The organism is Streptomyces sp. NBC_01166 (assembly GCF_045039765.1).
In the GTDB taxonomy this organism is placed as follows: Bacteria; Actinomycetota; Actinomycetes; order Streptomycetales; family Streptomycetaceae; genus Streptomyces.
The window spans coordinates 3,476,612-3,501,210 of the sequence record NZ_CP108613.1 but is presented as its reverse complement, the minus strand read 5'-3'; the positions used below and the strand labels follow the sequence as shown (position 1 = coordinate 3,501,210).

Genomic DNA, 24,599 nt, shown 5'->3' with positions numbered 1-24,599 from the left:
CTCCCGCGCAAGGCCGCGTGACGCCGCCGACTCCGCACGACTCAGGGCCCCGCACCGATCCGATCGGTGCGGGGCCCTGAGTCATGCGGGCGGGGTCCGTGTCAGCGGACGGTGCCCATGAGCGCCTTGACCTTGCCGCGGTACATGAAGATCGCGACACCCGCGAGCACCGCGAGCGCGGCCTGGAGGGCGACCACCCCGTTGCCGTTGAGCTCGACCCCCGCGAGGGAGAGCAGGCCCGTTGTGCAGTCGCCGGCCGTCACGGCCAGGAACCAGACACCCATCATCTGGCTCGCGTACTTGGCCGGGGCCATCTTCGTGGTGACCGAGAGGCCGACCGGGGAGAGCGTCAGCTCGCCGACGGTCTGCACGAAGTAGATCGCGACCAGCCACATCGCGGCGGCCTTGTGGCCGTCGCCCGCGATGGCCAGCGGCGCCAGGAAGAGGAAGAACGACGCACCGACCAGCACCAGACCGGAGCTGAACTTCACGATCGTGCTTGGCTCCTTGCCCCGCCGGTTCAGCGCCAGCCAGAAGGCGGCGAAGACCGGAGCCAATGCCATGATCAGGACCGGGTTGACGGACTGGTACCAGGAGACCGGGAAGTCCCAGCCGAGGACCGAGTTCTCCGCCGAGGAGTCGGCGAAGATGGCCAGGGTCGAGCCGCCCTGGTCGTAGATCATCCAGAAGATGGCGGCGGCCACGAAGAACCAGATGTAGCCGGACATCTTCGCCTGTTCGGCCTGGTCGAGCTCCTTGTCGCGCTTGATGCGCGCCAGGACCACCACGGGGATGACGAGACCGGCGACCGTGATCGGGACCAGCAGCCAGTTCAGCGTGTAGACGCCGGTGACGACCGTGCCGATGTAGAAGACGGCGGCGACGCCCAGCCAGATCATCGACTTGCGCAGCGTGGAGGCGCGCTCGTCCGCGGAGAGCGGCTTCGGTACGACGTGGCTGCGCTCGTCCAGGTGGCGGGTGCCGAGCAGGAACTGGGCGACACCGAGTCCCATGCCGACGGCGGCCAGGGCGAAGCCCAGGTGCCAGTTGACGTTCTCGCCGACCGTGCCGATCACCAGCGGGGCGGCGAAGGCGCCCACGTTGATGCCCATGTAGAAGATCGTGAAGCCACCGTCACGGCGCGGGTCGTCCGGGCCGTCGTAGAGGTGGCCGACCATCGTCGAGATGTTCGCCTTCAGTAGGCCGGAGCCGATCGCCACGAGGCCGAGGCCCGCGAAGAAGGTGCCTTCGGCGGGCAGCGCCAGCACCAGGTGGCCGAGCATGACGACGCCGCCCGCGATGGCGACGGTCTTGCGGGGTCCCCAGACACGGTCGCCGATCCAGCCGCCGGGCATGGTGAGCAGGTACACCAGCGACAGGTAGACCGAGTAGATCGCCGTGGCCGTGGCGGGGTTCATGTGAAGCCCGTTGGGAGCGATCAGGTAGAGCGGGAGAAGGGCGCGCATGCCGTAGTAGCTGAAGCGCTCCCACATCTCCGTCATGAAGAGAGTGGCCAGGCCGCGGGGGTGGCCGAAGAAGGTCTTCTCCGAACCAGAAGTACTGGCCGAGTCCTTCGTCAGGCTGGACGCCATGGTCGATCCTTGCTGGTCGGGACGCGCCGCCTCGTGAGCGGTACGCGCCCGGTGGGGGGTAGCCGGCACCGGGCGGACACGCCCACCCCCGACGCCTCGAGGGGATTCGATCCGGCCACCGCTCCGCTGGGAGTGTGGGGACGGGATCGTGGGACAGACCGCTCCGGGATCCACGCCCGGCGCGCGTCCTCGCGCTCCGGGCCCGGCCCACAGGTCATTCACTGGTCGGGGCCGGCGGGAACCGGCCCGTACACAAAAGAGACCCTTGGCGCGAAACGCTGCCCAAAGGTCCTTCGGTGGTGCAACAGGCGTCGAGCCACCATACGACATGACACGCGGGGATATGGAAGGACTTGAGAGATGGATCACAGGTATACGTGGAACCACAGTCCCATATTCGAAGGAGGATGCCCGATTCGTGGCCCTGACCCGCAGGGCCTGCCCAGCGCCTCACCCCAGCGGGCCTGCGCGGACTACCATCACTGCATGACCCGTGTACTGCTCGCCGAGGACGACGCATCCATCTCGGAGCCACTGGCCCGCGCCCTGCGTCGTGAGGGTTACGAGGTCGAGGTCCGCGAGGACGGTCCGACCGCACTCGACGCCGGACTCCAGGGAGGCGTCGACCTGGTCGTCCTCGACCTGGGGCTGCCCGGGATGGACGGACTGGAGGTCGCCAGGCGGCTGCGGGCCGACGGCCACGCCGTGCCGATCCTGGTGCTGACCGCCCGGGCCGACGAGGTCGACACGGTGGTCGGTCTGGACGCCGGCGCCGACGACTACGTCACCAAGCCCTTCCGCCTCGCCGAGCTCCTCGCCCGGGTCCGCGCCCTGCTGCGCCGCGGCGCCAGCGAGCCCGCCCCGCAGCCCGCCACGCACGGCGTCAGGATCGACGTCGAGTCCCACCGTGCCTGGATGGGCGACGAGGAACTCCAGCTCACAGCCAAGGAGTTCGACCTGCTCCGCGTCCTCGTGCGGGACGCGGGCCGGGTCGTCACCCGCGACCAGCTGATGCGTGAGGTCTGGGACACCACCTGGTGGTCCTCCACGAAGACCCTCGACATGCACATCTCCTGGCTCCGCAAGAAGCTCGGCGACGACGCGGCCAATCCGCGCTACATCGCCACCGTCCGGGGCGTCGGCTTCCGGTTCGAGAAGAGCTGACGTACAGAACAGTCATGCGCCGCCGACTGATCAACTCCACGCTCGCCGTGGTGCTCGTCGTGATCGCCGTCTTCGGCGTCTCCCTCGTCATCGTCGAGACCCGCACCATCAGCAACAGCGCCCAGGAGAGCGTCGACTCCGAGGCGTTCCGGCTGATCAGCGTCGTCGAGAGCCGGCTGCTCGGCGCCGAGCGGATCACCCCCCAGGTCCTCGCCGAGCAGGTGGACCCCAGCCGCTACGCCCGCGTCGAGATCCCCGGGCGCGCCGCCATCGAGGTCGGCGAGCGCCCCACGGACGGCAACGCCATCCGCAGCACGGAGACGGGGGAGCAGGGCGAGAAGGTCACCGTCGAGGAGGACCGCTCGGCCGTGACCCGTGAGGTCGGCCGGACCCTGCTGATCATCGGAGCTGTGGCACTGCTCGCCATCATCTCCGCCGTACTCCTGGCCGTACGCCAGGCCGACCGGCTCACCTCCCCGCTCACCGACCTCGCCGAGACGGCCGAGCGCCTCGGATCGGGGGACCCCCGGCCCCGCCACAAGCGGTACGGGGTGACGGAGCTGGACCGGGTCGCCGACGTCCTGGACTCCTCCGCGGAGCGGATCGCCCGGATGTTGACCGCGGAGCGGCGCCTGGCCGCGGACGCCTCGCACCAGCTCCGTACGCCCCTGACCGCCCTCTCCATGCGGATCGAGGAGATCTCAGTCACCGACGACCCGGACACGGTGAAGGAGGAGGCGAACATCGCGCTCACCCAGGTCGAGCGGCTCACCGACGTGGTGCAGCGGCTGCTGACCAACGCCCGGGACCCGCGCACGGGCTCCGCCGTCGTCTTCGACCTCGACGAGGTCGTCAAGCAGCAGATCGAGGAATGGCGCCCGGCCTACCGCAGCGCCGGCCGGGCGGTCGTCTGCTCGGGCAAGCACGGTCTGGAGGCGGTCGGTACCCCGGGCGCCGTCGCCCAGGTGCTCGCCGCCCTGATCGAGAACTCGTTGATGCACGGTGGCGGCACGGTCGCGCTGCGTACCCGTGTCACCGGCAACCAGGTCGTCGTCGAGGTCACGGACGAGGGACCCGGCGTCCCCGCCGATCTGGGGGCGCGGATCTTCGAGCGCACCATCAGCGGCCGCAACTCCACCGGGATCGGCCTGGCCGTGGCCCGGGACCTCGCCGAGGCCGACGGCGGCCGGCTCGAACTGCTCCAGCAGCAGCCCCCGGTCTTCGCCCTCTTTCTCAGCCGGGTCGCGCCGAGCCGCAAGGAGCCCGTACGCCCGGTGCGCTGAGCGTCAGCGGGGCACAGGGCCCGGTGTCACCTCGTCGGAGGGCCGCCGCTGCTCCAGAAATCGTTCCGCGTTGAGCACGGCCTCCTTGGCGGGCAGCGCCCGGAACACCCAGGTGCGGTAGGACCAGAAGCGGAACAGCGTGGCGACCCCGATGCCGACGATCTTGAAGACATTGCTCTGGACCGGGCTGTTCCAGCCGAAGCCGTACGTCGCCAGGTAGAGCACGCCCGTCTCGATCACCGCGCCGACGGCGCTGAAGAGCAGGAACAGCATCAGTTCCCGGGTGCGCCCGGTCTTGTCGCGGTCCCGGTAGGTCCAGTAACGGAAGCCGACGTAGTTGAAGAGGATGGCGACGACGGTCCCCATCAGACCGGCCCGCACCACCGGGAAGTCCGTGGTGCGCCAGATCAGGTTCGAGACGACGATATTGACGACCAGCCCGAGTGCGCCGACCGCGCCGAACTTGGCGACCTCCCGGGCCAGCAGATCAAGCCGGGTCCGCAGTGCGCCCCGTTCGCTCATGGTGATCGCTCAGCCCCGTCCGGTCGGTTTCGTCAACCCGGCCATGCTAACCAGCCCTCCCGTGTGATGCCCGTGAGCCGGCCTCGCCCGCGTGACGAGGCCTCCTTCCCGCCGGTGCGGGGGCGGTGCCGGAGACGGTGGGGGGAGCCCTCGCGCGGCCCGATACCCTGGACAGGTGACGTTCCCTGTAGTCGGCATGGTCGGCGGCGGTCAGCTCGCCCGTATGACCCACGAGGCGGGCATCCCCCTCGGCCTGAAATTCAAGCTCCTCAGTGACACGCCCCAGGACTCTGCCGCCCAGGTGGTGGGAGAGGTCGTCGTCGGCGACTACCGCGACCTGGAGACGCTGCGCGCCTTCGCGCGCGGCTGTGACGTGATCACCTTCGACCACGAGCACGTGCCGACCGAGCACCTGCGGGCCCTGGAGGCGGACGGCATTCCCGTACGCCCCGGCCCCGAGGCTCTGGTGCACGCCCAGGACAAGGGGGTGATGCGCGCGAAGCTCACCGAGATCGGCGCGCCCTGCCCCCGCCACCGCATCGTCGCTGACGCGGCGGACGCCGCCGCCTTCGCCGAGGAGGTGGGGGGCTTCCCCGTCATCCTCAAGACGGTCCGCGGCGGATACGACGGCAAGGGCGTCTGGGTGGTCCGCTCCGAGGCGGACGCCGCCGAGCCCTTCCGGGCCGGCGTCCCCGTCCTCGCGGAGGAGAAGGTCGACTTCGTGCGGGAGCTGGCGGCCAACATCGTCCGCTCGCCGCACGGCCAGGCCGTCGCCTACCCGGTCGTCGAGTCCATCCAGGTCGACGGGGTCTGCGACACCGTCATCGCCCCGGCGCCCGACCTGGACGAGCGCCTCGCCGGCGAGGCCCAGCAGCTCGCCCTGCGGATCGCCGCCGAGCTGGGCGTGGTCGGCCACCTCGCGGTCGAGCTCTTCGAGACGCGCAGCGACGACGGGACCCCCGGGATCCTCGTGAACGAGCTCGCGATGCGCCCGCACAACTCCGGGCACTGGACCCAGGACGGCGCGGTCACCTCGCAGTTCGCCAACCATGTGCGGGCGGTCCTGGACCTCCCGCTCGGTGACCCCCGTCCGCGCGCCACCTGGACGGTCATGTGCAACGTCCTCGGGGGCGACTACCCGGACATGTACCAGGCGTATCTGCACTGCATGGCCCGAGACCCGCAGCTCAAGATCCACATGTACGGCAAGGACGTGAAGCCCGGCCGCAAGGTGGGCCACGTCAACACCTACGGCGACGATCTGGCGGACGTGCGGGAGCGCGCCCGGCACGCGGCCGACTACCTGCGAGGAACGATCACCGAATGACCGCACCAGGCTCCGCCCCCGTCGTCGGCATCGTCATGGGCTCGGACTCCGACTGGCCCGTGATGGAAGGGGCCGCCAAGGCCCTCGGCGAGTTCGAGATCCCCTACGAGGTCGACGTCGTCTCCGCCCACCGCATGCCGCACGAGATGATCGCGTACGGCGAGAGGGCCGCGGACCGCGGTCTCAAGGCCATCATCGCGGGGGCGGGCGGAGCGGCCCACCTGCCCGGGATGCTCGCCTCCGTCACCCCGCTGCCCGTGATCGGCGTGCCGGTCCCGCTGAAGTACCTCGACGGCATGGACAGCCTGCTGTCCATCGTCCAGATGCCGGCCGGGGTCCCCGTCGCCACGGTCTCCGTCGGCGGCGCCCGTAACGCGGGTCTGCTGGCCGCCCGTATCCTCGCCGCCCACGACAGCGCGCTGCTGGAGCGGATGAAGGACTTCCAGCAGGAGCTCAAGGAGCAGGCCACGGAGAAGGGCAAGCGGCTCCGCGCCAAGACCCAGGGCGCCGACTCCTTCGGCTTCGGGAAGTAGGTCACCCGATGGACAACCTGGACCGCGCCCGGCTGCTCCTCGCCGACCACCCCGTCGTCGACGGCCACAACGACCTCCCCTGGGCCCTGCGCGAGCAGGCCGGCTACGACCTCGACGCCCGTGACATCTCCCAGGACCAGACCGGCACGCTGCACACCGACATCCCGCGGCTGCGGGCCGGCGGCGTCGGCGCGCAGTTCTGGTCCGTCTACGTCCCGCCCCGCCTGGCCGGCGACGACGCGGTCAGCGCCACGCTGGAACAGATCGACGTGGTCGGCGAGATGCTGGCCCGCTACCCGGACGACCTGCGGCGCGCCCTGACCGCGGACGACATGGAGAAGGCCCGCGCCGAGGGCCGTATCGCCTCCCTGATGGGCGCCGAGGGCGGCCACTCCATCAACAACTCGCTGGCCACCCTGCGTGCGCTGCACACACTCGGCGTCCGCTACATGACGCTCACGCACAACGACAACACCGACTGGGCGGACTCGGCGACCGACTCCCCGCGCGTCGGCGGCCTGTCGGAGTTCGGCCGTGAGGTCGTACGCGAGATGAACCGCGTCGGGATGCTGGTCGACCTCTCCCATGTGGCGGCCACCACGATGCGCGACGCGCTCGCCACCTCCGTCGCGCCGGTGATCTTCTCGCACTCCTCCGCCCGGGCGGTCTGCGACCACCCGCGCAACATCCCCGACGACGTGCTGCGGATGCTCGCGGCCAACGGCGGCGTGGCCATGGCGACCTTCGTACCGAAGTTCGTCCTGCCGTCGGCCGTCGAGTGGACGCTCGCCGCCGACCGCAACATGCGGGAGCACGGCCTGCACCACCTGGACACCACGCCGGCCGCCATGCGGATCCACGCGGACTTCGAAGCGCTCAACCCGCGCCCGATGGCCACCGTGGCGACGATCGCCGACCATCTCGACCACATGCGCGAGATCGCCGGGATCGACCACATCGGCATCGGCGGCGACTACGACGGCACGGCGTTCCTCCCGCTGCAGCTGGAGGACGTGTCGGGCTACCCGTATCTGATCGCCGAGCTGCTGACGCGCGGCTGGTCGGACACCGACGTGGCCAAGCTGACGTGGCAGAACGCGGTGCGGGTCCTGCGCGACGCGGAGGCGGTGTCCCGCGATCTGATCACCCGCGTCGGCCCGTCCCACGCGACGATCGACGAGCTGGACGGCCCCGCCCGCTGACCGCGCGCGACCGATGCGAGGAGGCGGCGGCCCACCGGGCCGCCGCCTCCTCGCATCAGGCTCCGGGTCAGGCCTTCGGGCGGCCCATCGCGCGGTAGGTCCAGCCGGCCTCGCGCCACACCACGGGGTCCAGCGCGTTGCGGCCGTCCAGGATGATCCGGCGCCCCGCGGCCTCGCCCAGCGCCACCGCGTCCAGCTCCCGGAATTCGCGCCACTCCGTCAGGTGCAGCACCACGTCCGCACCGCGCACCGCGTCCAGCGCCGTGTCCGCGTAGCCGAGCGTCGGGAAGAGCCGCCGGGCGTTCTCCATGCCCTTCGGGTCGAAGACCGTGACTTGGCCGCCCTGCAGATGGATCTGCCCGGCGACGTTCAGGGCCGGCGAGTCGCGTACGTCGTCGGAGTCCGGCTTGAAGGTGGCGCCCAGCACCGCGACGCGCGTGCCCAGGAACGATCCCCCGCCCACGGCCTCGCGGGCCAGCTCGACCATGTGACCGCGCCGGCGCATGTTGATGGAGTCGACCTCCCGCAGGAAGGTGAGCGCCTGGTCGGCGCCCAGCTCACCGGCGCGTGCCATGAAGGCCCGGATGTCCTTGGGGAGGCAGCCTCCGCCGAAGCCGATCCCGGCCCGGAGGAACTTCTTCCCGATGCGCTCGTCGTGGCCGATCGCCTCGGCGAGCTTCACCACGTCGCCGTCGGCGGCCTCGCAGACCTCGGCCATCGCGTTGATGAACGAGATCTTGGTCGCCAGGAAGGAGTTGGCGGAGGTCTTCACCAGCTCGGCGGTCGGGAAGTCCGTCACCACGAAGGGCGAGCCCTCGGCGATCGGTCCCGCGTACACCTCGCGCAGCACCTTCTCGGACCGCTCGCTCTCCACGCCTACGACGATCCGGTCCGGGTGCAGGGTGTCCGCGACCGCGAAGCCCTCGCGGAGGAACTCCGGGTTCCAGGCCAGCTCCGCGTCCGTGCCCACCGGCGCCAGCTCGGCCAGCCGCGCCGCCAGCCGCGCGGCGGAGCCCACCGGGACGGTGGACTTGCCCACGACCAGCGCGGGGCGGGTCAGCTGCGGGGCCAGCGACTCGAAGGCGCTGTCCACGTAGCTCATGTCACAGGCGTACTCACCATGCTTCTGAGGAGTGTTCACGCAGACGAAGTGCACATCGCCGAACGCGCCGATCTCCTCCCAGGAGGTGGTGAAACGGAGCCGCCCGGTGGAGCCCTCGATGCCCGCGACGTGCTTCTGCAGGATCTCCTCGAGCCCCGGCTCGTACATCGGCACCCTGCCGGCCGAGAGCATCTCGATCTTCTCCGGCACGACGTCGAGCCCGAGGACTTCGAAGCCCAGCTCCGCCATGGCCGCGGCATGGGTGGCGCCGAGGTAGCCGGTGCCGATCACGGTGATCCTGAGGGCCATGGGTGCTCCTGAACGATGCGGACAGACGTGCGGAGCCGAGCATAACCGGGCGTGCGGAACGCCGTTTTCCGGCCGCCTTCCGGGCTGTCTCCGCGGCTGTCGGCAAGCTCACGTACCCCGCCCGTATGCCTCCGCGCGGCGGCGCCACTAAAATCGTGTTACTTAACGGTAGTTAGCATCCTTGGGGAGTGAACGTCTTGGCGGGTTCGACCGATTTCGACCTGTACCGTCCGGCCGAGGAGCACGAGATGCTCCGTGAGACGATCCGTTCGCTCGCCGAGGCGAAGATCGCCCCGCACGCGGCCGCGGTGGACGAGGAGGCGCGCTTCCCGCACGAGGCGCTGAAGGCTCTGGTCGCCTCGGACCTGCACGCGGTCCATGTTCCGGAGGAGTACGGCGGCGCGGGCGCGGACGCGCTGGCCACGGTCATCGTGATCGAGGAGGTGGCCCGGGTCTGCGCGTCGTCCTCGCTGATCCCGGCCGTCAACAAGCTGGGCTCGCTGCCGGTGATCCTGTCCGGTTCCGAGGCCCTGAAGAAGAAGTACCTGGGCCCGCTCGCCAAGGGCGAGGCGATGTTCTCGTACGCCCTGTCCGAGCCGGACGCAGGCTCGGACGCGGCGGGCATGAAGACCAGGGCCGTGCGTGACGGCGACTTCTGGGTCCTCAACGGTGTGAAGCGCTGGATCACCAACGCGGGCGAGTCCGAGTACTACACGGTGATGGCCGTCACCGACCCGGAGAAGCGCTCCAAGGGCATCTCGGCGTTCGTCGTCGAGAAGTCCGACGAGGGTGTCTCCTTCGGCGCCCCGGAGAAGAAGCTCGGCATCAAGGGCTCCCCGACGCGCGAGGTCTACCTCGACAACGTCCGCATCCCCGCCGACCGCATGATCGGCGAGGAGGGCACCGGCTTCGCCACCGCGATGAAGACCCTGGACCACACCCGCATCACGATCGCGGCCCAGGCGCTCGGCATCGCCCAGGGCGCCCTGGACTACGCCAAGGGCTACGTCCAGGAGCGCAAGCAGTTCGGCAAGCCGATCGGTGACTTCCAGGGCATCCAGTTCATGCTCGCCGACATGGCCATGAAGCTGGAGGCCGCCCGCCAGCTCACCTACTCGGCGGCCGCCAAGTCCGAGCGCCTCGACGGTGACCTCACCTTCTTCGGAGCCGCGGCCAAGTGCTTCGCCTCCGATGTCGCGATGGAGGTCACCACCGACGCCGTCCAGCTCCTCGGCGGCTACGGCTACACCCGTGACTACCCGGTGGAGCGCATGATGCGCGACGCGAAGATCACGCAGATCTACGAGGGCACGAACCAGGTCCAGCGCATCGTCATGGCCCGCAACCTGCCGTAACGGCATCTCCGCAGGGCGCGCGGGCCCGGGCAGCACATGCTGCCCGGGCCCGCGCCGTCCGGAGCGTCAGCGGCCCATCAGTGCGAAGACTCCCCAGCCGAGGTATTCACGCTGGTACCTCGTGTAGCGGGCGGGGCCGGTGGTGAGCTCGGCCCGTACCTCGTCGGCCAGCTCGTCATCGGGATGAGCGTCGAGCCAGCGGCGGAGGTTGAGCCACTGCGCCGCCTGGTAGCGGTCCCAGCTGTCCTGATCGGCCAGCACCATCTCCACGACGTCGTACCCGAGATCACCGAACTGCTCGATGAGCTCCGGGAGTCCCAGGAAGTCGTCCTTGCCGCCGGCGTGGCAGGCCTCGGCGGTTTCCCGGTCCGGGACTTCCTGCCGCCAGTACGGCTCGCCGATCAGCATCAGGCCGCCGGGGCGGAGGCTCCTGCCCAGCAGCTCGGCGGTGCCGGCCACGCCGCCCCCGATCCAGGTGGCGCCGACACATGCGGCCAGATCGACCGGCTCGTCCGCGACGAAGCCGGAGGCGTCGCCGTGCACGAAGGTGACCCGGTCGGCCACGCCGAGTTCCGCGGCGCGGGAGCGGGCCTTCTCCGTGAACACCGTGCTGATGTCCACCCCGGTCCCGGTGACGCCGTGGTCGCGGGCCCAGGTGCACAGCATCTCGCCCGATCCGCCGGCCAGGTCGAGCACGCGCGTCCCGGGCGCCAGACGCAGTGCCTGGCCCAGGGCGGCGAGCTTGCCAGGGGTGAGCGGGTTGTGGATGCGGTGGCTACTCTCGCGAATGGTGAAGATGCGTGGAAGATCCACGGGTGGTGTTCCTTAGGTTCGATGAGGTCATGGCGTCTGCGGGGGACGGCCGACCGGAGTCGGGGGCCGTTGCTCGGACCGTCATCGATACACCTCGTTCGAACGCATGGATCGTGAGCCGGTAAACGTAGGCCTTCCGGCCCGACACCTCCACCGATTTTCGGCTCGCGCTCCCGGGCTTCCCGGGTTCGATTACCCGGGCCCTGCCTCCCGCGGTCCCTGTCGGGCGAGCGAGTCGCAATCCGCTCCCGAAGGCTTCCTGCCCTTACGATTCCGATGCCTGCAGAAAAGGGCTCGAAACCGGACAGATGGGAACCCTTGTGCCGAACCAGTTCGCCCTCGACATCTCCAAGATCCGCGAAGAGGCCCGCAGGGACATCACCAAGGGCCCCGTCACCCCCGCGAACACCGCCGATCTGGAGCGCCTCCTCGACGTGCTCAACCAGGTGGTCGCCACAGAGATGGTCTGCTACCTGCGCTACACGCAGAACGCGATCGTGGCCCAGGGGATCCACCGGCAGCAGGTCGCCGACATGTTCCGCGAGCACGCCGGCGAGGAGCTCGACCACTTCCAGCGTGTGTCGGACCGGATCAACCAGCTGGGCGGCAGCCCCGACATGGACCCGGCCACACTCGTGGCCCGCTCCCACACCGAGTACGAGACGCCGGCGGAGACGGACCTCCAGGAGATGATCCGGGAGAACTTCGTCGCCGAGCGGATCGTCATCGAGACGTACACCGAGATCGTGCGGTGGATCGGCGAGAGCGACCCCACGACGCGGCGGCTCATCGAGGACATCCTCAAGGAGGAGGAGGACCACGCCGACGAACTGAACGACCTGTACCAGCCGACGGCGTCCGGGAGCGCGTGACAACGGCCCCCCACCCCGCGGAAGGCGGGGCGAGGGGCCGTCCAGGTCCGGCGGCGGGGCGTCAGCTGCCCTTGACCGTGACCTTCTCGTCGTTCTTCAGCTGCTCCACGAGCTGCTTGACCTTGTCCTTGTCCCAGACGAGGTTGCCGTTCACGCTCCCGCCCGTGAGCGGGATGTTCATCGACGTACCCTCACCGCCCGTGACGCCCTTCATCGCGAAGAACATGTTGCCGAGCGACCAGAGCGACATGTCCTTGTCGACGACCAGCGTGTCCAGGCCGGCGCCCATCGTCGGGTAGAGCTTGAACGGGTTGAGGATCGTCGAGGGGGTCGCCGTCTGGGAGGCCAGCGCCGCGAGGAACTTCTGCTGGTTCTTCGTGCGGTCCAGGTCGCTGCCCGCGAACGCGTACCGGGTACGGACGAAGGCGAGGGACTGCTCGCCGTTCAGGGTCTGCTTGCCGGCCTGGAAGTCGGCGCCGGAGTTCTTGTCCTTGAAGGCCTTGGGGATGTCCATCTCGACGCCGCCGATGGCGTCCACGATGTTGGCGAAGCCGCCGAAGCCGATCTCGACGTAGTGGTCGATGCGCAGCCCGGTGTTGAACTCGACCGTGCGGACCAGGAGCTCCGGGCCGTCCTCGGCGTACGCGGCGTTCAGCTTGGTCGTGCGGCCCGTGCCCGCGAACTTCTTGCCGGACTCGGAGCCGACGAAGCTGGGGATCTCGACGTTGGAGTCGCGGGGGAGTGAGATCAGCGTCGGGCCGTTGGAGCCGTCGTGCAGGATCATCATCGAGTCGGTCCGCTTGCCCTCGGCGGAGCCGGTGTGCAGCTTCTTCTTGTCCTCGGCGGTCATGCCCTCGCGGCTGTCGGAGCCGACGACCAGGTAGTTCGTGCCGTCGCCCTCGCTCGGCCGCTCGATGACCTTGGAGAGGTCGACCTCGCGCTTGAGCTTGCCGTCGGCCCAGAAGTACGTGCCGACGGAGACGGCGAGCACCACGACGACGAGGGTGAGTGCGCCGACCTTGATCCGCCGGCCCCAGTTCGGTGCCGCACGGGGCTGGACGTAACCGCTGTCACCCCCGCGGCCGCCGTAACCGCCACCACCGGGGCCGCCGGCACGCTGGCCGCCGCCGTACACCTGGCCCGTGTTGTAGCCGCTGTCGTAACCGGGTCCGTCCTCGTAGCCCTGTCCCTGCTGCGGCGGGATGTGGGGCGGGGACTGCGGCGGCGCGGGGCGCCGCCGGACGTGCGGCATGGCGCGGGCGCTCTCGGGCCGGGGGCTTGCGCTGCCCCGCCCGTAGCGTTCGCCTTGTCCGCCGTTCCGTCCTTCGGGCCAATCGCTCATGCGGACCAGTGTGCCGTCTCGGCCCGGGGCTCTTACAGGGTGTACGGGGGATCGGGGCAGGGCTGTTGCGAAGCTGATGCAATGCAACCGGGTGCAAGCCCCCGCATAAGGTGGACGGCATGACAGATCAGTCCCAGCCACCGGAGGGCGAAATTCCGGGCAAGCCGACCTCGGCCTCCCGGACCACCCTCAGCCACATCATGACCGGCAACGACACCAATCTGCTGGGCACGGTGCACGGCGGCGTGATCATGAAGCTGGTCGACGACGCGGCGGGTGCCGTCGCGGGCCGGCACTCCGGCGGACCGGCCGTGACGGCCTCGATGGACGAGATGGTCTTCCTGGAGCCCGTCCGCGTGGGTGACCTCGTTCACGTCCGCGCCCAGGTGAACTGGACGGGGCGCTCCTCGATGGAGGTCGGCGTCCGCGTCATGGCCGAGCGGTGGAACGAGTCGACCCCGGCCCAGCAGGTCGGCAGCGCCTACCTGGTGTTCGCGGCGGTCGACGAGGACGGCAAGCCGCGCCGCGTACCGCCGGTGACCCCGGAGACGGAACGCGACAAGAGGCGCTACCAGGAGGCCCAGATCCGCCGCACGCACCGCCTCGCCCGCCGCCGCGCGATCAAGGAGCTGCGGGAGCAGCGCGCGGCCGAAGGCATCGACGACTAGCCCCCGCGGCGGGGGGCCGGGCGGGGGGCAGCGCGGGGCGCGCAGGTGTTCCAGCAGTCTTCGCCGCCCTGCTCGGCGCGTTCCTGTCGGACTCGCCCGGCGCACCGGGCGAGGGCGGCTGCACGGCTCTCTGGCCGGCCGCCTCCGGCGCCGCGGTCGTCGCCCTCGCGGCGCCGGCGTTCTCGCGGCGCCGCGAGGGGTGACCTCCGGAAGGCGTGGTCAGGGGCAGACCACCTGGTCGCCCGTCACCGTGCCGAATTCGCCACGCTGCGGGTCCTCGGCCTTCACGCGCTGCACCTCGGTGAAGTCCGAGCCCGCCGTGACCTTCATGGTCCCGCCCTGCCCCTTCACGGCCCGGAGCTCACATCCGGGCAGCGCGGTCGCCAGGGACTTCGCCGAGCGGTCCCAGCGGGGGTCGTAGGTGACCAGCGTCCGCCGCAGGTCGTGCGGCCCGCCGTTGAGCGGGGAGCGGGTGGTGTTGAAGCCGGTGGAGCGCAGCGCCGCGTCGACGTCCTGGCCGAGCCCGTCCTTCGGCGTCCCGTTGTAGACCTGCACCCGGATCTGTTCCGGGGCCACCTCGACGGGCGTCGCCTTGGGCTGCTTCGGCAGGTGCGGGGCGAGCGGCTTGTCCTCGCGCAGGGCCTGGAACATCTGCTTGGCCTTCGCGGCGTCCCACTTCACGGTGGAGCCGATGCCCTTGACCTGGTAGCCCTTCTCCTCCAGGGGCACGGAGGCGAATTCCGAGGAGGCCGGGGTGAAGCCGCGCATCGCCTTGCCGAGCTCCAGCATCTGCTCCGTGCCGAAGCCCTTGTCGGCCCGGACCGATTCGAGCATCGACGAGGCGACCTGCTGGAATTTCATCGGGTTCATCAGCACACCGCTGCTGGTCGTCTGCTTGATCAGCGCGGCCATGAACTTCTGCTGGCGCTGCATCCGGCCCAGGTCGGCCGCCCCGTCGAGGTGCCGGGAGCGCACGTACTGGAGAGCCTGCCCACCGTCCAGCTGGTGGGTGCCGGCGGCCAGGTCCAGGCCGGTGTACGAGTCCTTGAGCGGCTTGGCGGTGCAGATCTCCACCCCGCCCAGGGTGTCGACCGTCTTCATGAAGCTGGTGAAGTCGACCTCGAGATAGTGGTCGATCTTGACGCCCGTCATCTGCTCGACGGTCCGCACCGTGAGATGAGGTCCGCCCTCGGCATAGGCGGCGTTCAGCTTCACCGGATGGGCGGAGTGCTCCTTGCCGGTGGTGCCGTCGGTGTGGGCCGGGAGTTCCGCGTAGCTGTCGCGCGGCAGGCTGATGACGCTGGCCCGCTGCTTGTCGGCCGAGACATGGACGAGCATGAGGGTGTCGGTGCAGTGGCAGGGGGCGCCGCCCAGCTTGTACTTCTTCTTCTCGGCCGCGCTGATCCTGTCGCGGCCGTCGGTGCCGACGAGCAGGAAGTTCATGCCGTGGCCGCCCTGGGGACGGTTCTTCATGTCCTTGAACGGGTCGACCCGGTCGATCCCCGTCTCCAGACCGCTCACCACGGCATGGCCGATACCGCCGGCACCGAGCACCAGCACGGACAGCCCGGTGACGACCCGCATGCCCCACCGGGGCGGCGGTTTCCGCCCGCCGGACCGGTTCCGCCGCCCGGCGCGACCGGCTCCGGGCTGCCGTGAGGGCCTGCGCTGCGGGCCGGCTGTGCGGGGGTGCGGTGGACGGGGCGATCGGTGCGGCGTGGGCACGGGGGACACCTCCGCGGTGCGAGTAGGACTTTCGCACGGTAGGCCCATACGATCTGCGGACCGGGACGAGACCCGGCGGCGCGCGCCGCTGTCCCCCGTTCGCGGTAACGTGGCGGCCGAATCACGCCGCCTCCTGGGGTGCGAAATCCCCCGGAACCCCGGCACCCCCGAGGACCCCCCGAGGACCACATGTCTGCCGCGCAGTACCCCGCCGTCTCCGTGATCATGCCGGTGCTCAACGAGGAACGCCATCTCAGGAACTCGGTCCGGCACATCCTGGAGCAGGAGTACGCCGGCGAGATGGAGGTGGTGATCGCCCTCGGGCCTTCGAACGACCGTACGGACGAGATCGCTGCCGAGCTGGTCCTGGAGGACTCCCGGGTCCACACCGTCCCCAACCCGACCGGCCGCACCCCTGCCGCGCTCAACGCGGCGATCAAGGCGTCACGTCACCCGATCGTGGTACGGGTCGACGGCCACGGCATGCTCTCGCCGAACTACATCGCGACCGCTGTCCGTCTCCTGGAGGAGACCGGCGCGCAGAACGTCGGCGGCATCATGCACGCCGAGGGTGAGAACGCCTGGGAGGACGCCGTCGCCGCCGCGATGACGTCGAAGATCGGCGTCGGCAACGCGGCCTTCCACACCGGAGGGGAGGCGGGCCCGGCCGAGACCGTGTATCTGGGGGTCTTCCGCCGCGAGGCGCTGGAGCGCGCCGACGGCTACAACGTGGAGTTCATCCGCGCGCAGGACTGGGAGCTGAACTTCCGGATCCGCGAGGCGGGCGGTCTGATCTGGTTCTCGCCGGAGCTGAAGGTGCAGTACCGTCCGCGGCCCAGCATCCGCGCACTCTCCAAGCAGTACAAGGAGTACGGCCGCTGGCGCCATGTCGTGGCCCGCTACCACTCCGGCTCGATCAACCTGCGTTACCTGGCCCCGCCGACCGCCGTCTGCGCGATCGCGGCAGGCATCGTGGTAGGCGCCGCCGTCACCCCGTGGGCGTTCGTCGTTCCGGCCGGGTACGTCGCGGCCATCGTGGCCGGGTCGCTGCCCGCGGGCAAGGGGCTGCCCCTGAAGGCCCGGGCGCAGATCCCGGTGGCGCTGGCCACCATGCACATGTCCTGGGGGTACGGCTTCCTGACCAGCCCCCGCTCGCTGGCGAAGCGGGTCATCGCCAGCCGCCGCCCGGCCGTGCGGGAGCAGACGGCCTGACCGCCGTCACGACAGGAAGAAGGGCCCCGCCGGTGACGGCGGGGCCCTTCTCACACGTACGACGTCACCAGGTGAAGCCCGGGTTGACCTTCATGCAGGCTTCCTCGTCCGCGCCGTTGAGCGGGTTCGCGGAGTCGGGTGTCTTCTCCTCGGCGGCCTTGGCGGGGTACGCCCCGTCCTTGCGCCAGTCGGCTCCCACGGCCAGGACGATGCCCGAGACGTCGGTCGACTTCTTCACCTGGGACACCGGGATCCCGAGTGCCTTGGCGACCGACTGGGCGTCGCCCTCCAGGTCCGCACTGGGATAGAGGATGCCGGTCGTGGCGGCGGCCTCGACGTTCTGCTGGTCGACGGTCGCCTTGGTGAAGCCGGCCTCGGTGAGCAGCTCCTGGACCGTGGTCGCGCGGCCCTGGACCGGACCGAGGGTCTCCGTGGAACTCGCGTTGCGCACGCTGACCGCGATCTCGGCGGTGGGGGCGGCCTGGTCCTTGGCCACGGGCGTCTTGCGCTTGGACGCCTTGCCGTCGAGCGGGATGTCCTCACGGATCATCCGGAACACCTGCTCGGCCTCGTCGGGCTTCGGGTACACCCGCCCGCTGAACTGCCCCGTGCCGTAGACGTTCGGCATGGTCGTCATCGTGATGCGGTCGGTCGGGGCCTTCTTGAGCTCCTCGGCCAGGTCGTACAGCTTCTTGACGGTGTCGAGGCCCTTGTCGACGGTGAGCGCGCTGGTGGCCGCCTCGGCGAGGTTCATCAGCTTTCCGGGGTCGGTGAGCTTGGTACCCTTGCGCAGCTGGCGGACCATCGAGTTCAGGTACTGGTGCTGGGCCTTGGTCCGGCCGAGGTCCGTGTTGTCCTCGAAGCCGTAGCGCGTACGCAGCCACTGGAGGGCCTGTTTGCCCTTGACGGAGGTGGTGCCCTCCTCCAGCTTCAGCCCGGACCCCTTGCCGTCGCTGGTGTGCGAGTAGATGTTGGCGTCGACGCAGACGGGGACGCCGCCGATCGCGTCGGCCATGGAGACCACACCCGCGAAGTCGATCATCATGAAGTGGTCGATGGTGATGCCGGTGAGCTCGTACCAGGCGGCCACCGTGCAGCCGGGGCCGCCGCGGCCCAGGCTCTGGTTGGTCTGCACGTCGACGGTGCTGGCCGGGTACACCTCGTCGGTGTCGGGGTCGGTGCACTTGGGCATCTTCAGCATGGTGTCGCGCGGCATGCTGATGACCGAGATGTTGCTGCGGTCCGCGGAGAGGTGGAGCAGCATCTGCACATCGGCGAGCGGCGTGCCTCCGAAGGTCTCCTTCGCGCCGCCCAGCTTCTGGTTGGCCTTGGAGTCCCGGGCGTCGGATCCGATGAGCAGGATGTTCAGAGGCGTCTGCCCGGCAGAGTTGGCCTTGTGGTCGGCCATCTCCTTGTCGCCGAGCGTCAGGTCCTCTTTCCTGATGTTGCCGTTGAGGTGCTTGTAGTAGATGTAACCGGCGCCGCCGGTGCCGAGTATCAGCAGCGCGAGAACGCACGCCACCCAGCGCAGGACGCGTCGCTTCCCGCCCTTTCCGGCGGTCCGCCGGGCGCGACGGTTGGGCCTCCCCGGACCGCTCCCGGCTTGGGGCGGGGCCGTCCGGGGCCGTCGGCCGTGGCCCCTGGGCCCGGCGCCGTCCGGTGCGTCACCGCCGCCTTCGCCGCCCGGCGGCCCGTCGTGCCGGCTGCGTGGCCGTGTCCCCTCCCCGCGCGTGCTGCTACGTCCCACCAGGATCCCCCTGCTCCTCAGAATTCTGCTGTGGCGCGACGACCGGTCGTCACTTCGCGCATTCCGCCTTGTCGGCGCTTGCCCTCTGCATGTTCTCCGGCGCCTTTGCCGGACCGGTGACGGGTACGCCCGCGCCCTTGAAGTCGGCTCCCAGGGTCAGCGCCATCGCCTGATCGCCGTCGGCCCCCGCCGCCCCCTGCTTGAGCGCTGTGGCGGGCAGGCCCATGATGTCCGCGAGCGCACGGGCCTGGTCCGCCTGGCCCGGTGTGTACGCCAGCGTCGTCCTGTCGGTCTTCGCCGGGGCGTTCGCCTTGTTCGTGGAGCCGGCCACGCCCTGCTCGTCCTGCAGCCAGGTGACGGTCGCGGCCGCCGCGCCGGTGATGTCGCCCCCGTTGAGGACGTCGACGCGTATGTCGGCGGCCTCCGCCCTGCTGCCCTCGAGGACGGCTTCCTGCTCGTCCTTGGCCGCCTGCTCCTTCTTCTTCACCTCGGTGAGGGAGGTGTCGGAGCGCATGACCGAGAACAGCTGCTGGGCCTTCTGCGGGTCCACGACGACGGTGACCGGCGTCGGTTCGGCCGGGTTGTCCTTCACCGGCATCGTGACGAAGGTGATGTTCTTGGTGTCGATCCTGCCGAGTTCCTGGGCGAGCGAGGTCAGCTTCTTGATCGACCCGATCCCGGAGTCGACGGTGAGCGCCTTGGTCGCCGCGTCGGCGAGCTTGAAGAGCTTGCCCGGGTCGGTCAGCGTGTCGTCGGACTTCATCTGACGGATCATCGAGCCGATGAACTGCTGCTGGACCTTGATCCGGTCCAGGTCGCTCTGGTTCCCGAAGCTGTGCCGGGTGCGGACGAAGGCCAGCGCGTCCTCGCCCTGGATCGTGGAGGTGCCGGCCGGCAGGTCGAGGTGCGAGTCGGGGTCCTTGACCGCCTTGTCCAGGCAGACCTCGACGCCGCCGACGGCCGTGGAGAGGGTCTTGACGGCGTTGAAGTCGACCATCATGAAGTGGTCGACCGACAGGCCGGTCATCTTCTTGACCGTGCGCATCGTGCAGCCGGGGTCGCGCCCCTCCTGGCCGAGGCTGACGTTGAAGCGCACGTTCTGCGAGCCGGGTATCTCCTTCTCCGAACCGTCCGCCTGCTTGGTGGTGCAGTCGGGTATGTCGGTGATCAGGTCCCGCGGGATGCTCATCGCCGTCGCGTTGGTGCGGTCGGCGGAGACGTGGAACAGGATGTTGGTGTCGGCGTGGCCGGTGCTGCCCTTGTCGCCGTAGCCCTCGTTGCCCTCGCCGGTCCGCTTGTCGGTCCCGATGATCAGGATGTTGAGCGGGCCGTCGCCGGCGACGCTCTTGCTGCCCGCGTCACCGACGTCGACGGTGTCGAGGTTGCCGTTGAACTTCTGGTAGAGCGCGTAGGCCCCCGCGGACCCGGCGACGATCACGAAGGCCATGACCCCGCCGGTCCACAGCAGCGCCTTCTTACGCCTCGACGCCCGCGGCTTGCGTCCCCGGCCGGCGGCCGGGGGAGTCCGGTCGCGGCCGTCACCCGCCTGGGGGCGGCTCCGCTGAGCGGGCACCCCGGCGGATTCGCCCCGGCCGGCCGGCCCATTCGTCGTACGGGAAGGGCCGGACGACTCTGTTCCGGAGTGGTTCAGTCGCAATTCGTAATTGCCGGTCTGCGGATTGAGTACCCACTGGTCGGCGGGATCTATTTCGTCCGCCCGCCCACGGCTATGCGCGTCCACGGTTTCCTGAATCCTCCGTCGGTGCCACGCGAGGCGCCTCCCCCGGCCGGGCGCTCGGTCGTCCGCTCCGGCCGTGTGCGGCCTGTTGGCCGCGAGCACCGGATCGCGTCACACTATCCGGCGGAATCGGCCACAGGGGGCGTGCGTGACACATTCCACGCTCTTTACAACCGGGCATTCCGCCTATTCCGCTCCGTTTGCCGTCCATGCCTGTTGATGTTTTGGGCATTGTTTTACGAGCCGCACGGGTCATCTGCGGCATTCGACCCCGAATAGGTGGGCGCCGGGGTCGGGCTCGCGTCCGAATCGCCTGGCTTTTGGCCGGACGGGTCCTTCCCGGAGCTGTGATCTGCCTGTGAATCCCCGGATTTGATTTCCTCGGCGGGAACCACGGTGACGGGCTCGTCCTTACGCAGCTGTGTGAACAGCCGGTCCGCGCCCGGCTGCACGAGCTCGTCGCGGTTCGGGTCGGCGCGGTATTCCTTCCGGGGCACGGTCAGGAACTGCACCTTCTCCGTGGGGACGTTCCGCATCCCGCGCACCAGGTCGTACAGGTCCCTCAGGGAGTCCAGCCCCTGGTCGGTGGTGAGCGACTTGGTCGCCGCGTCCAGCACCGGGTAGAGCCGTGCCGGGTTCAGCAGCACGCCGTTGCTCTGCATCTTGTTGACGAGGGCCCCCAGGAACTTCTGCTGACGGTCCATGCGCTCGGTGTCGCTGCCGTCGCCGATCGACTTACGGGCCCGCACGTATCCGAGGGCCGCCTCGCCGTCGAGCTTCTGGCGGCCCGCGGGGAGCTTGAGGCGGGCGTCCGCGTCGTCGACCGGCTCCTTGAGGCAGACCTCCACGCCGTCCACGGCGTCGACCATGTCCTTGAAGCCGTTGAAGTCGATGACCATGTGGTGGTCGACGCGGACGCCCGTCATCTTCTCGACCGTACGGATCGTGCAGGCCGTGCCGCCGAGCTCGAAGGCCCAGTTGAACTGGGCGAACTGCTTCTTCGTGGCCTTGCCGTCGTCCTTGTGGCAGCTGGGGATCTCGGCCATGAGGTCGCGCGGGATCGACACCGCCGTCGCGCTCTCGCGGTCGGCCGCGAGGTGCAGCAGGATCGTGGTGTCCGAGCGCTGGCTGCCTCCGTCGTCACGGCCGTACCGGCTGTTGTCGCCGGAGCGGGTGTCGGAGCCGATGAGCAGGATGTTCTGGGCGCCCCTCGCGATCGGCCGCGGGCGCTCCTTCTCGTATGCCTTGAGCTCGGCGGCCGCGCTCGTGTCGGTGCTGATGTTGCCGTCGAGCTTCTTGTAGAGCCACCAGCCGACCCCGGCGGCGACCAGTACGAGGAAGGAGGCCGCGAGGGCGGTCCAGCGGAGCCAGGGCCGCCGGCCGTTCCCGGGGCCGGGCCGGGGGCGCTCGGCCCAGGTGCCGGCCGCGGACCCGCCGTCGCTCCCGTCCGCAGGCCCGCCCCCGGCCGAGTCGTCCGGGCGGTCCGGTTCGGCGGGGGTGCCGGGGCTGTCGCTCACGTCTGCGTCCATCCTTCACGTTCGGCGGCGCGATGGGCCGCCGGTCGCAGAAGTAGACGGCTGAACCTCACGCTTGGTTGTGCATCCGGGCGGCGTTCCCGGTGGTGGTTCGTACCGCCCGATCATGTACCGCCGCCGGTGTGCATTCCCGGGGGCTCGGCCCGCTGTGGGCCGGACGAGTGGCCTCAGGGGCGCTTGTCATACCGCGGTGCCGGTGATCCGCTCGCTTTCGACGCGCTTGGCCAGCCCGTCCTCGTCGAGCCGGTCCAGGTGGCGGCACAGGACGACGGAGCCTCCCGCGGCCAGCGGTGCGAAGAGCCCGGCGGAGAGCCCCTCCCAGGTGTCGTACGTACGACCCGTCAGGATCCTGGACCCCGGACCCAGTCCCAGCTCCGCCGCGTCCTCACGGGCCCGCGCGACGAGCTGGTCCGCCGTCAGGCCCACGCCGCCCACGGTCAGTGCGGGGGCCGCCGGGTCCACAGGGGCGAACGGGGCGAAACGGTCGCCCTGGCCGGGTACCTCCACCGCGTAGTCCGCGAACCCCTCGGGAGGCTGCGGGAACCGGCCGCCGAGCGGGCGCAGGGCCAGCGCGACGCGCTCACCCCGGCACGCGCGGGCCCGGTCGAGCGTGTCGGGGCCGCTGACGACCAGATCGGCGGATGCCGGGTCGCCCTGGATCTCGGCGACGACACCCACGGACGAGCAGGCGAGCAGCCAGACGGCCGACTGCCAGTGGGCGGGGAGCAGCAGGGCGAGCCGGTCGCCCGGCTCGGCGGCCAGATCTCCCTGGAGCAGATTGGCGGTCTTGGCCACCCAATTGGCGAAGGTGGCCACCGACAGTTCGACGCGCTCTCCGGTTGCGTCGTCGTAGAAGGTGACGAGGGGACGGCCGGGGTCCGCGGCGAGCGCGGATCGCAGCAGGTCGGCGGGGGTGCGATCACTGGCGTTCATCCGCGCAAGGGTACGCGGCGGGTGCCGGCCCCACGGGGCGTCACGAGTGCCTCGTACACCGGTTCGGCAGACGGGGCGTCAACTGCAAGCGGGTTTACTCCAGTAGCCGGGAATGCCGGATTCTGTCAAGGATTTCCTGTATGCGTGCACTTCTTGCAACCTCGATCGGCGTCACCTGCGCGACGGCACTCACCCTCCCGCTCGCCGCGCCCGCCCCCGCCGCCCCCGCCCAGGCCCCGGTCGCGCAGGCGCCCGCGGCAGCCCCCGCCGAACCCGCGGGATCGACCCAGTCGATGCCACTGCGCCCGCTCCCCGGCGCGGTCCCGAGGGCCACCGGTACACCTACCGAGTCCATGCACCCCGCGGACGCGCAAGGGCTGCTGCGGCGCGACTCGCACCGCTTCTCCCTCATCGGCGTCGTCTGGGACGACGCCGACGCCGAACTGCACGGCACCGTCCAGGTCCGCACCCGCGCGACCGGGACCACCAAGTGGTCCGGCTGGCAGTCCCTGGAGACCCACAACACCGACCACGCCGCGGACTCCGGCAGCCCCGAACGCGAATCGGGAACGGTCCGCGGCTCCACCGCCCCCCTCTGGGTCGGCGACTCGGACGGAGTCGAGGTACGCGTACGTTCCGAGAACGCCGGACCGCGGAGCGGTGCAGCCGACGCCGCGGCTCTCCCCGCCGGCCTCCAGGTGGAACTCGTCGACCCGGGCGACGACCCGGAGCAGCCGCGCGCCGAGGCCACTCCGGCCACCGCCACCCCGGCCACCGGCACCCCGTCCGCCGTCACCCCGTCGGCGGGCACCGCGACGCCCGCCACGGCCGCCCAGCCCGGTGCGCTCCCGGAGGCAGCGGGCCTCACGACCGCCGCGGCGGAGAGCTCCGCGGTCAACGCCGACCTCGCCCCGCTGGGCGCCGCCGAGATCTCCGCCCTGAGCAAGGCCGAGTCGGAGGAGCAGGCGGTCGTCGGAGCGGGCGCCAAGCCGTTCGTGGGACCTCGGCCGCGCATCGTCACCCGCAAGGGCTGGGGCGCCGACGAGAGCCTGCGCGAGCGCACCTTCGCCTACACCTCGACCGTCAAGGCGGCGTTCGTCCACCACAGCGCCACCGGCAACAACTACACCTGCGCCCAGGCGCCCTCCGTCCTGCGCAGTATCTACCGCTACCACGTCAAGAGCAGCGGCTGGCGTGACTTCGGCTACAACTTCGCCGTCGACAAGTGCGGAAACATCTACGAGGGCCGCGCCGGGGGCGTGTCGAAGGCGGTTCTCGGCGCCCACACCCTCGGTTTCAACACGAACAGCATGGGCATCGCCGTACTCGGGACGTACAGCTCGAAGAACCCTCCCGCCGCGGCGGTCACCGCCATCGCCAAGCTCACCGCCTGGAAGCTCGGCCTGTTCGGCCGCAACCCCAAGGGCAAGGTCACGCTCGTCTCCGGCGGCAGCGGCAAGTACAAGAAGGGTGCGAAGGCCAAACTCAACGTCATCTCCGGGCACCGCGACGGGTTCGCAACCGAATGCCCCGGAATCCGTCTTTACAACAAGCTCGGCACGGCCCGGACCAGTTCGGCGAAGCTGCAGGGCCGCTGACCGGGAGGCTCCGAACGGTCTGCATAC

The 24,599-nt window shown here is 70.2% G+C and carries 20 protein-coding genes; 10 read left to right on the top strand and 10 right to left on the bottom strand.

The window, feature by feature from the left end; translation table 11 throughout:
• Positions 1 to 101: 101 nt before the first annotated feature.
• Positions 102 to 1,592: an oligopeptide:H+ symporter gene (locus tag OG379_RS16020; protein WP_405663306.1), complete on the bottom strand. Its 1,491-nt coding sequence runs from the start codon at positions 1,590 to 1,592 to the stop codon at positions 102 to 104.
• A 486-nt stretch (positions 1,593 to 2,078) separates the two neighbouring features.
• On the opposite strand from OG379_RS16020, the gene OG379_RS16015 reads away from it, so the two are divergent.
• A complete protein-coding gene (locus OG379_RS16015) occupies positions 2,079 to 2,756 on the top strand; it encodes a response regulator transcription factor (protein WP_393766672.1) in 678 nt (225 codons plus the stop codon).
• Between the two features lie 14 nt (positions 2,757 to 2,770).
• Positions 2,771 to 4,039, top strand: coding sequence for an ATP-binding protein (locus OG379_RS16010; RefSeq protein ID WP_405663303.1), 1,269 nt, complete (start codon positions 2,771 to 2,773; stop codon positions 4,037 to 4,039).
• Positions 4,040 to 4,042: 3 nt separating this feature from the next.
• Here OG379_RS16010 and OG379_RS16005 read toward each other — a convergent pair whose 3' ends face one another.
• Positions 4,043 to 4,561: a GtrA family protein gene (locus OG379_RS16005; protein ID WP_401631143.1), complete on the bottom strand. Its 519-nt coding sequence runs from the start codon at positions 4,559 to 4,561 to the stop codon at positions 4,043 to 4,045.
• Positions 4,562 to 4,736: 175 nt separating this feature from the next.
• Here OG379_RS16005 and OG379_RS16000 point away from each other — a divergent pair, with 175 nt between their 5' ends.
• The 3 genes from OG379_RS16000 to OG379_RS15990 are packed head-to-tail and all read left to right on the top strand — an operon-like array spanning position 4,737 to position 7,623.
• Positions 4,737 to 5,888, top strand: coding sequence for a 5-(carboxyamino)imidazole ribonucleotide synthase (locus OG379_RS16000; RefSeq protein WP_405663300.1), 1,152 nt, complete (start codon positions 4,737 to 4,739; stop codon positions 5,886 to 5,888).
• Positions 5,885 to 6,421: a 5-(carboxyamino)imidazole ribonucleotide mutase gene (gene purE, locus OG379_RS15995; RefSeq protein WP_405663297.1), complete on the top strand. Its 537-nt coding sequence runs from the start codon at positions 5,885 to 5,887 to the stop codon at positions 6,419 to 6,421. Before OG379_RS16000 ends, purE begins: the two co-directional genes overlap by 4 nt.
• Before the next feature lie 8 nt (positions 6,422 to 6,429).
• Positions 6,430 to 7,623: a dipeptidase gene (locus OG379_RS15990; protein ID WP_405663295.1), complete on the top strand. Its 1,194-nt coding sequence runs from the start codon at positions 6,430 to 6,432 to the stop codon at positions 7,621 to 7,623.
• A gap of 67 nt (positions 7,624 to 7,690) precedes the next feature.
• Here OG379_RS15990 and OG379_RS15985 read toward each other — a convergent pair whose 3' ends face one another.
• Positions 7,691 to 9,034 carry a UDP-glucose dehydrogenase family protein gene (locus tag OG379_RS15985; protein WP_405663293.1) on the bottom strand — a complete coding sequence of 448 codons (1,344 nt, stop codon included), beginning with the start codon at positions 9,032 to 9,034 and terminating at the stop codon, positions 7,691 to 7,693.
• A gap of 197 nt (positions 9,035 to 9,231) precedes the next feature.
• Here OG379_RS15985 and OG379_RS15980 point away from each other — a divergent pair, with 197 nt between their 5' ends.
• Positions 9,232 to 10,389, top strand: coding sequence for an acyl-CoA dehydrogenase (locus OG379_RS15980; RefSeq protein ID WP_405668523.1), 1,158 nt, complete (start codon positions 9,232 to 9,234; stop codon positions 10,387 to 10,389).
• A gap of 66 nt (positions 10,390 to 10,455) precedes the next feature.
• Here the strand turns inward: OG379_RS15980 and OG379_RS15975 are convergent, their stop codons facing one another.
• Complete coding sequence (locus OG379_RS15975) at positions 10,456 to 11,202, bottom strand: SAM-dependent methyltransferase (RefSeq protein WP_405663291.1); 747 nt, start codon at positions 11,200 to 11,202, stop codon at positions 10,456 to 10,458.
• A 308-nt stretch (positions 11,203 to 11,510) separates the two neighbouring features.
• Between OG379_RS15975 and OG379_RS15970 the strand changes: the two genes are divergently transcribed.
• Positions 11,511 to 12,074, top strand: a complete 564-nt coding sequence (locus OG379_RS15970) for a ferritin-like fold-containing protein (protein ID WP_405663288.1) — start codon at positions 11,511 to 11,513, stop codon at positions 12,072 to 12,074.
• Positions 12,075 to 12,135: 61 nt separating this feature from the next.
• Here OG379_RS15970 and OG379_RS15965 read toward each other — a convergent pair whose 3' ends face one another.
• A complete protein-coding gene (locus tag OG379_RS15965) occupies positions 12,136 to 13,416 on the bottom strand; it encodes an LCP family protein (protein WP_405663285.1) in 1,281 nt (426 codons plus the stop codon).
• A 119-nt stretch (positions 13,417 to 13,535) separates the two neighbouring features.
• Here OG379_RS15965 and OG379_RS15960 point away from each other — a divergent pair, with 119 nt between their 5' ends.
• The gene (locus tag OG379_RS15960) at positions 13,536 to 14,084 is read left to right on the top strand and encodes an acyl-CoA thioesterase (protein ID WP_393766663.1); all 549 of its coding nucleotides are present in this window, start codon (positions 13,536 to 13,538) and stop codon (positions 14,082 to 14,084) included.
• A 219-nt stretch (positions 14,085 to 14,303) separates the two neighbouring features.
• On the opposite strand, the gene OG379_RS15955 is transcribed toward OG379_RS15960, so the two are convergent.
• Complete coding sequence (locus tag OG379_RS15955) at positions 14,304 to 15,668, bottom strand: LCP family protein (protein WP_405663283.1); 1,365 nt, start codon at positions 15,666 to 15,668, stop codon at positions 14,304 to 14,306.
• Between the two features lie 330 nt (positions 15,669 to 15,998).
• Here OG379_RS15955 and OG379_RS15950 point away from each other — a divergent pair, with 330 nt between their 5' ends.
• On the top strand, positions 15,999 to 17,021 hold the full coding sequence (locus OG379_RS15950) for a glycosyltransferase family 2 protein (RefSeq protein WP_405663281.1): 1,023 nt from the start codon (positions 15,999 to 16,001) through the stop codon (positions 17,019 to 17,021).
• 64 nt (positions 17,022 to 17,085) lie between these two features.
• On the opposite strand, the gene OG379_RS15945 is transcribed toward OG379_RS15950, so the two are convergent.
• The 4 genes from OG379_RS15945 to OG379_RS15930 form a co-directional block, all read right to left on the bottom strand.
• Complete coding sequence (locus tag OG379_RS15945) at positions 17,086 to 18,768, bottom strand: LCP family protein (RefSeq protein WP_405663279.1); 1,683 nt, start codon at positions 18,766 to 18,768, stop codon at positions 17,086 to 17,088.
• A gap of 49 nt (positions 18,769 to 18,817) precedes the next feature.
• Positions 18,818 to 20,509 (bottom strand): LCP family protein, encoded by a 1,692-nt coding sequence (locus tag OG379_RS15940; RefSeq protein WP_405663277.1) that lies wholly within the window; start codon positions 20,507 to 20,509, stop codon positions 18,818 to 18,820.
• A gap of 233 nt (positions 20,510 to 20,742) precedes the next feature.
• The gene (locus OG379_RS15935) at positions 20,743 to 22,023 is read right to left on the bottom strand and encodes an LCP family protein (protein WP_405663275.1); all 1,281 of its coding nucleotides are present in this window, start codon (positions 22,021 to 22,023) and stop codon (positions 20,743 to 20,745) included.
• A 198-nt stretch (positions 22,024 to 22,221) separates the two neighbouring features.
• Positions 22,222 to 22,974, bottom strand: coding sequence for a TIGR03089 family protein (locus OG379_RS15930; RefSeq protein WP_405663273.1), 753 nt, complete (start codon positions 22,972 to 22,974; stop codon positions 22,222 to 22,224).
• Between the two features lie 140 nt (positions 22,975 to 23,114).
• On the opposite strand from OG379_RS15930, the gene OG379_RS15925 reads away from it, so the two are divergent.
• The gene (locus OG379_RS15925; RefSeq protein ID WP_405663270.1) at positions 23,115 to 24,572 is read left to right on the top strand and encodes a peptidoglycan recognition protein; all 1,458 of its coding nucleotides are present in this window, start codon (positions 23,115 to 23,117) and stop codon (positions 24,570 to 24,572) included.
• The last annotated feature ends 27 nt before the right edge of the window (positions 24,573 to 24,599 follow it).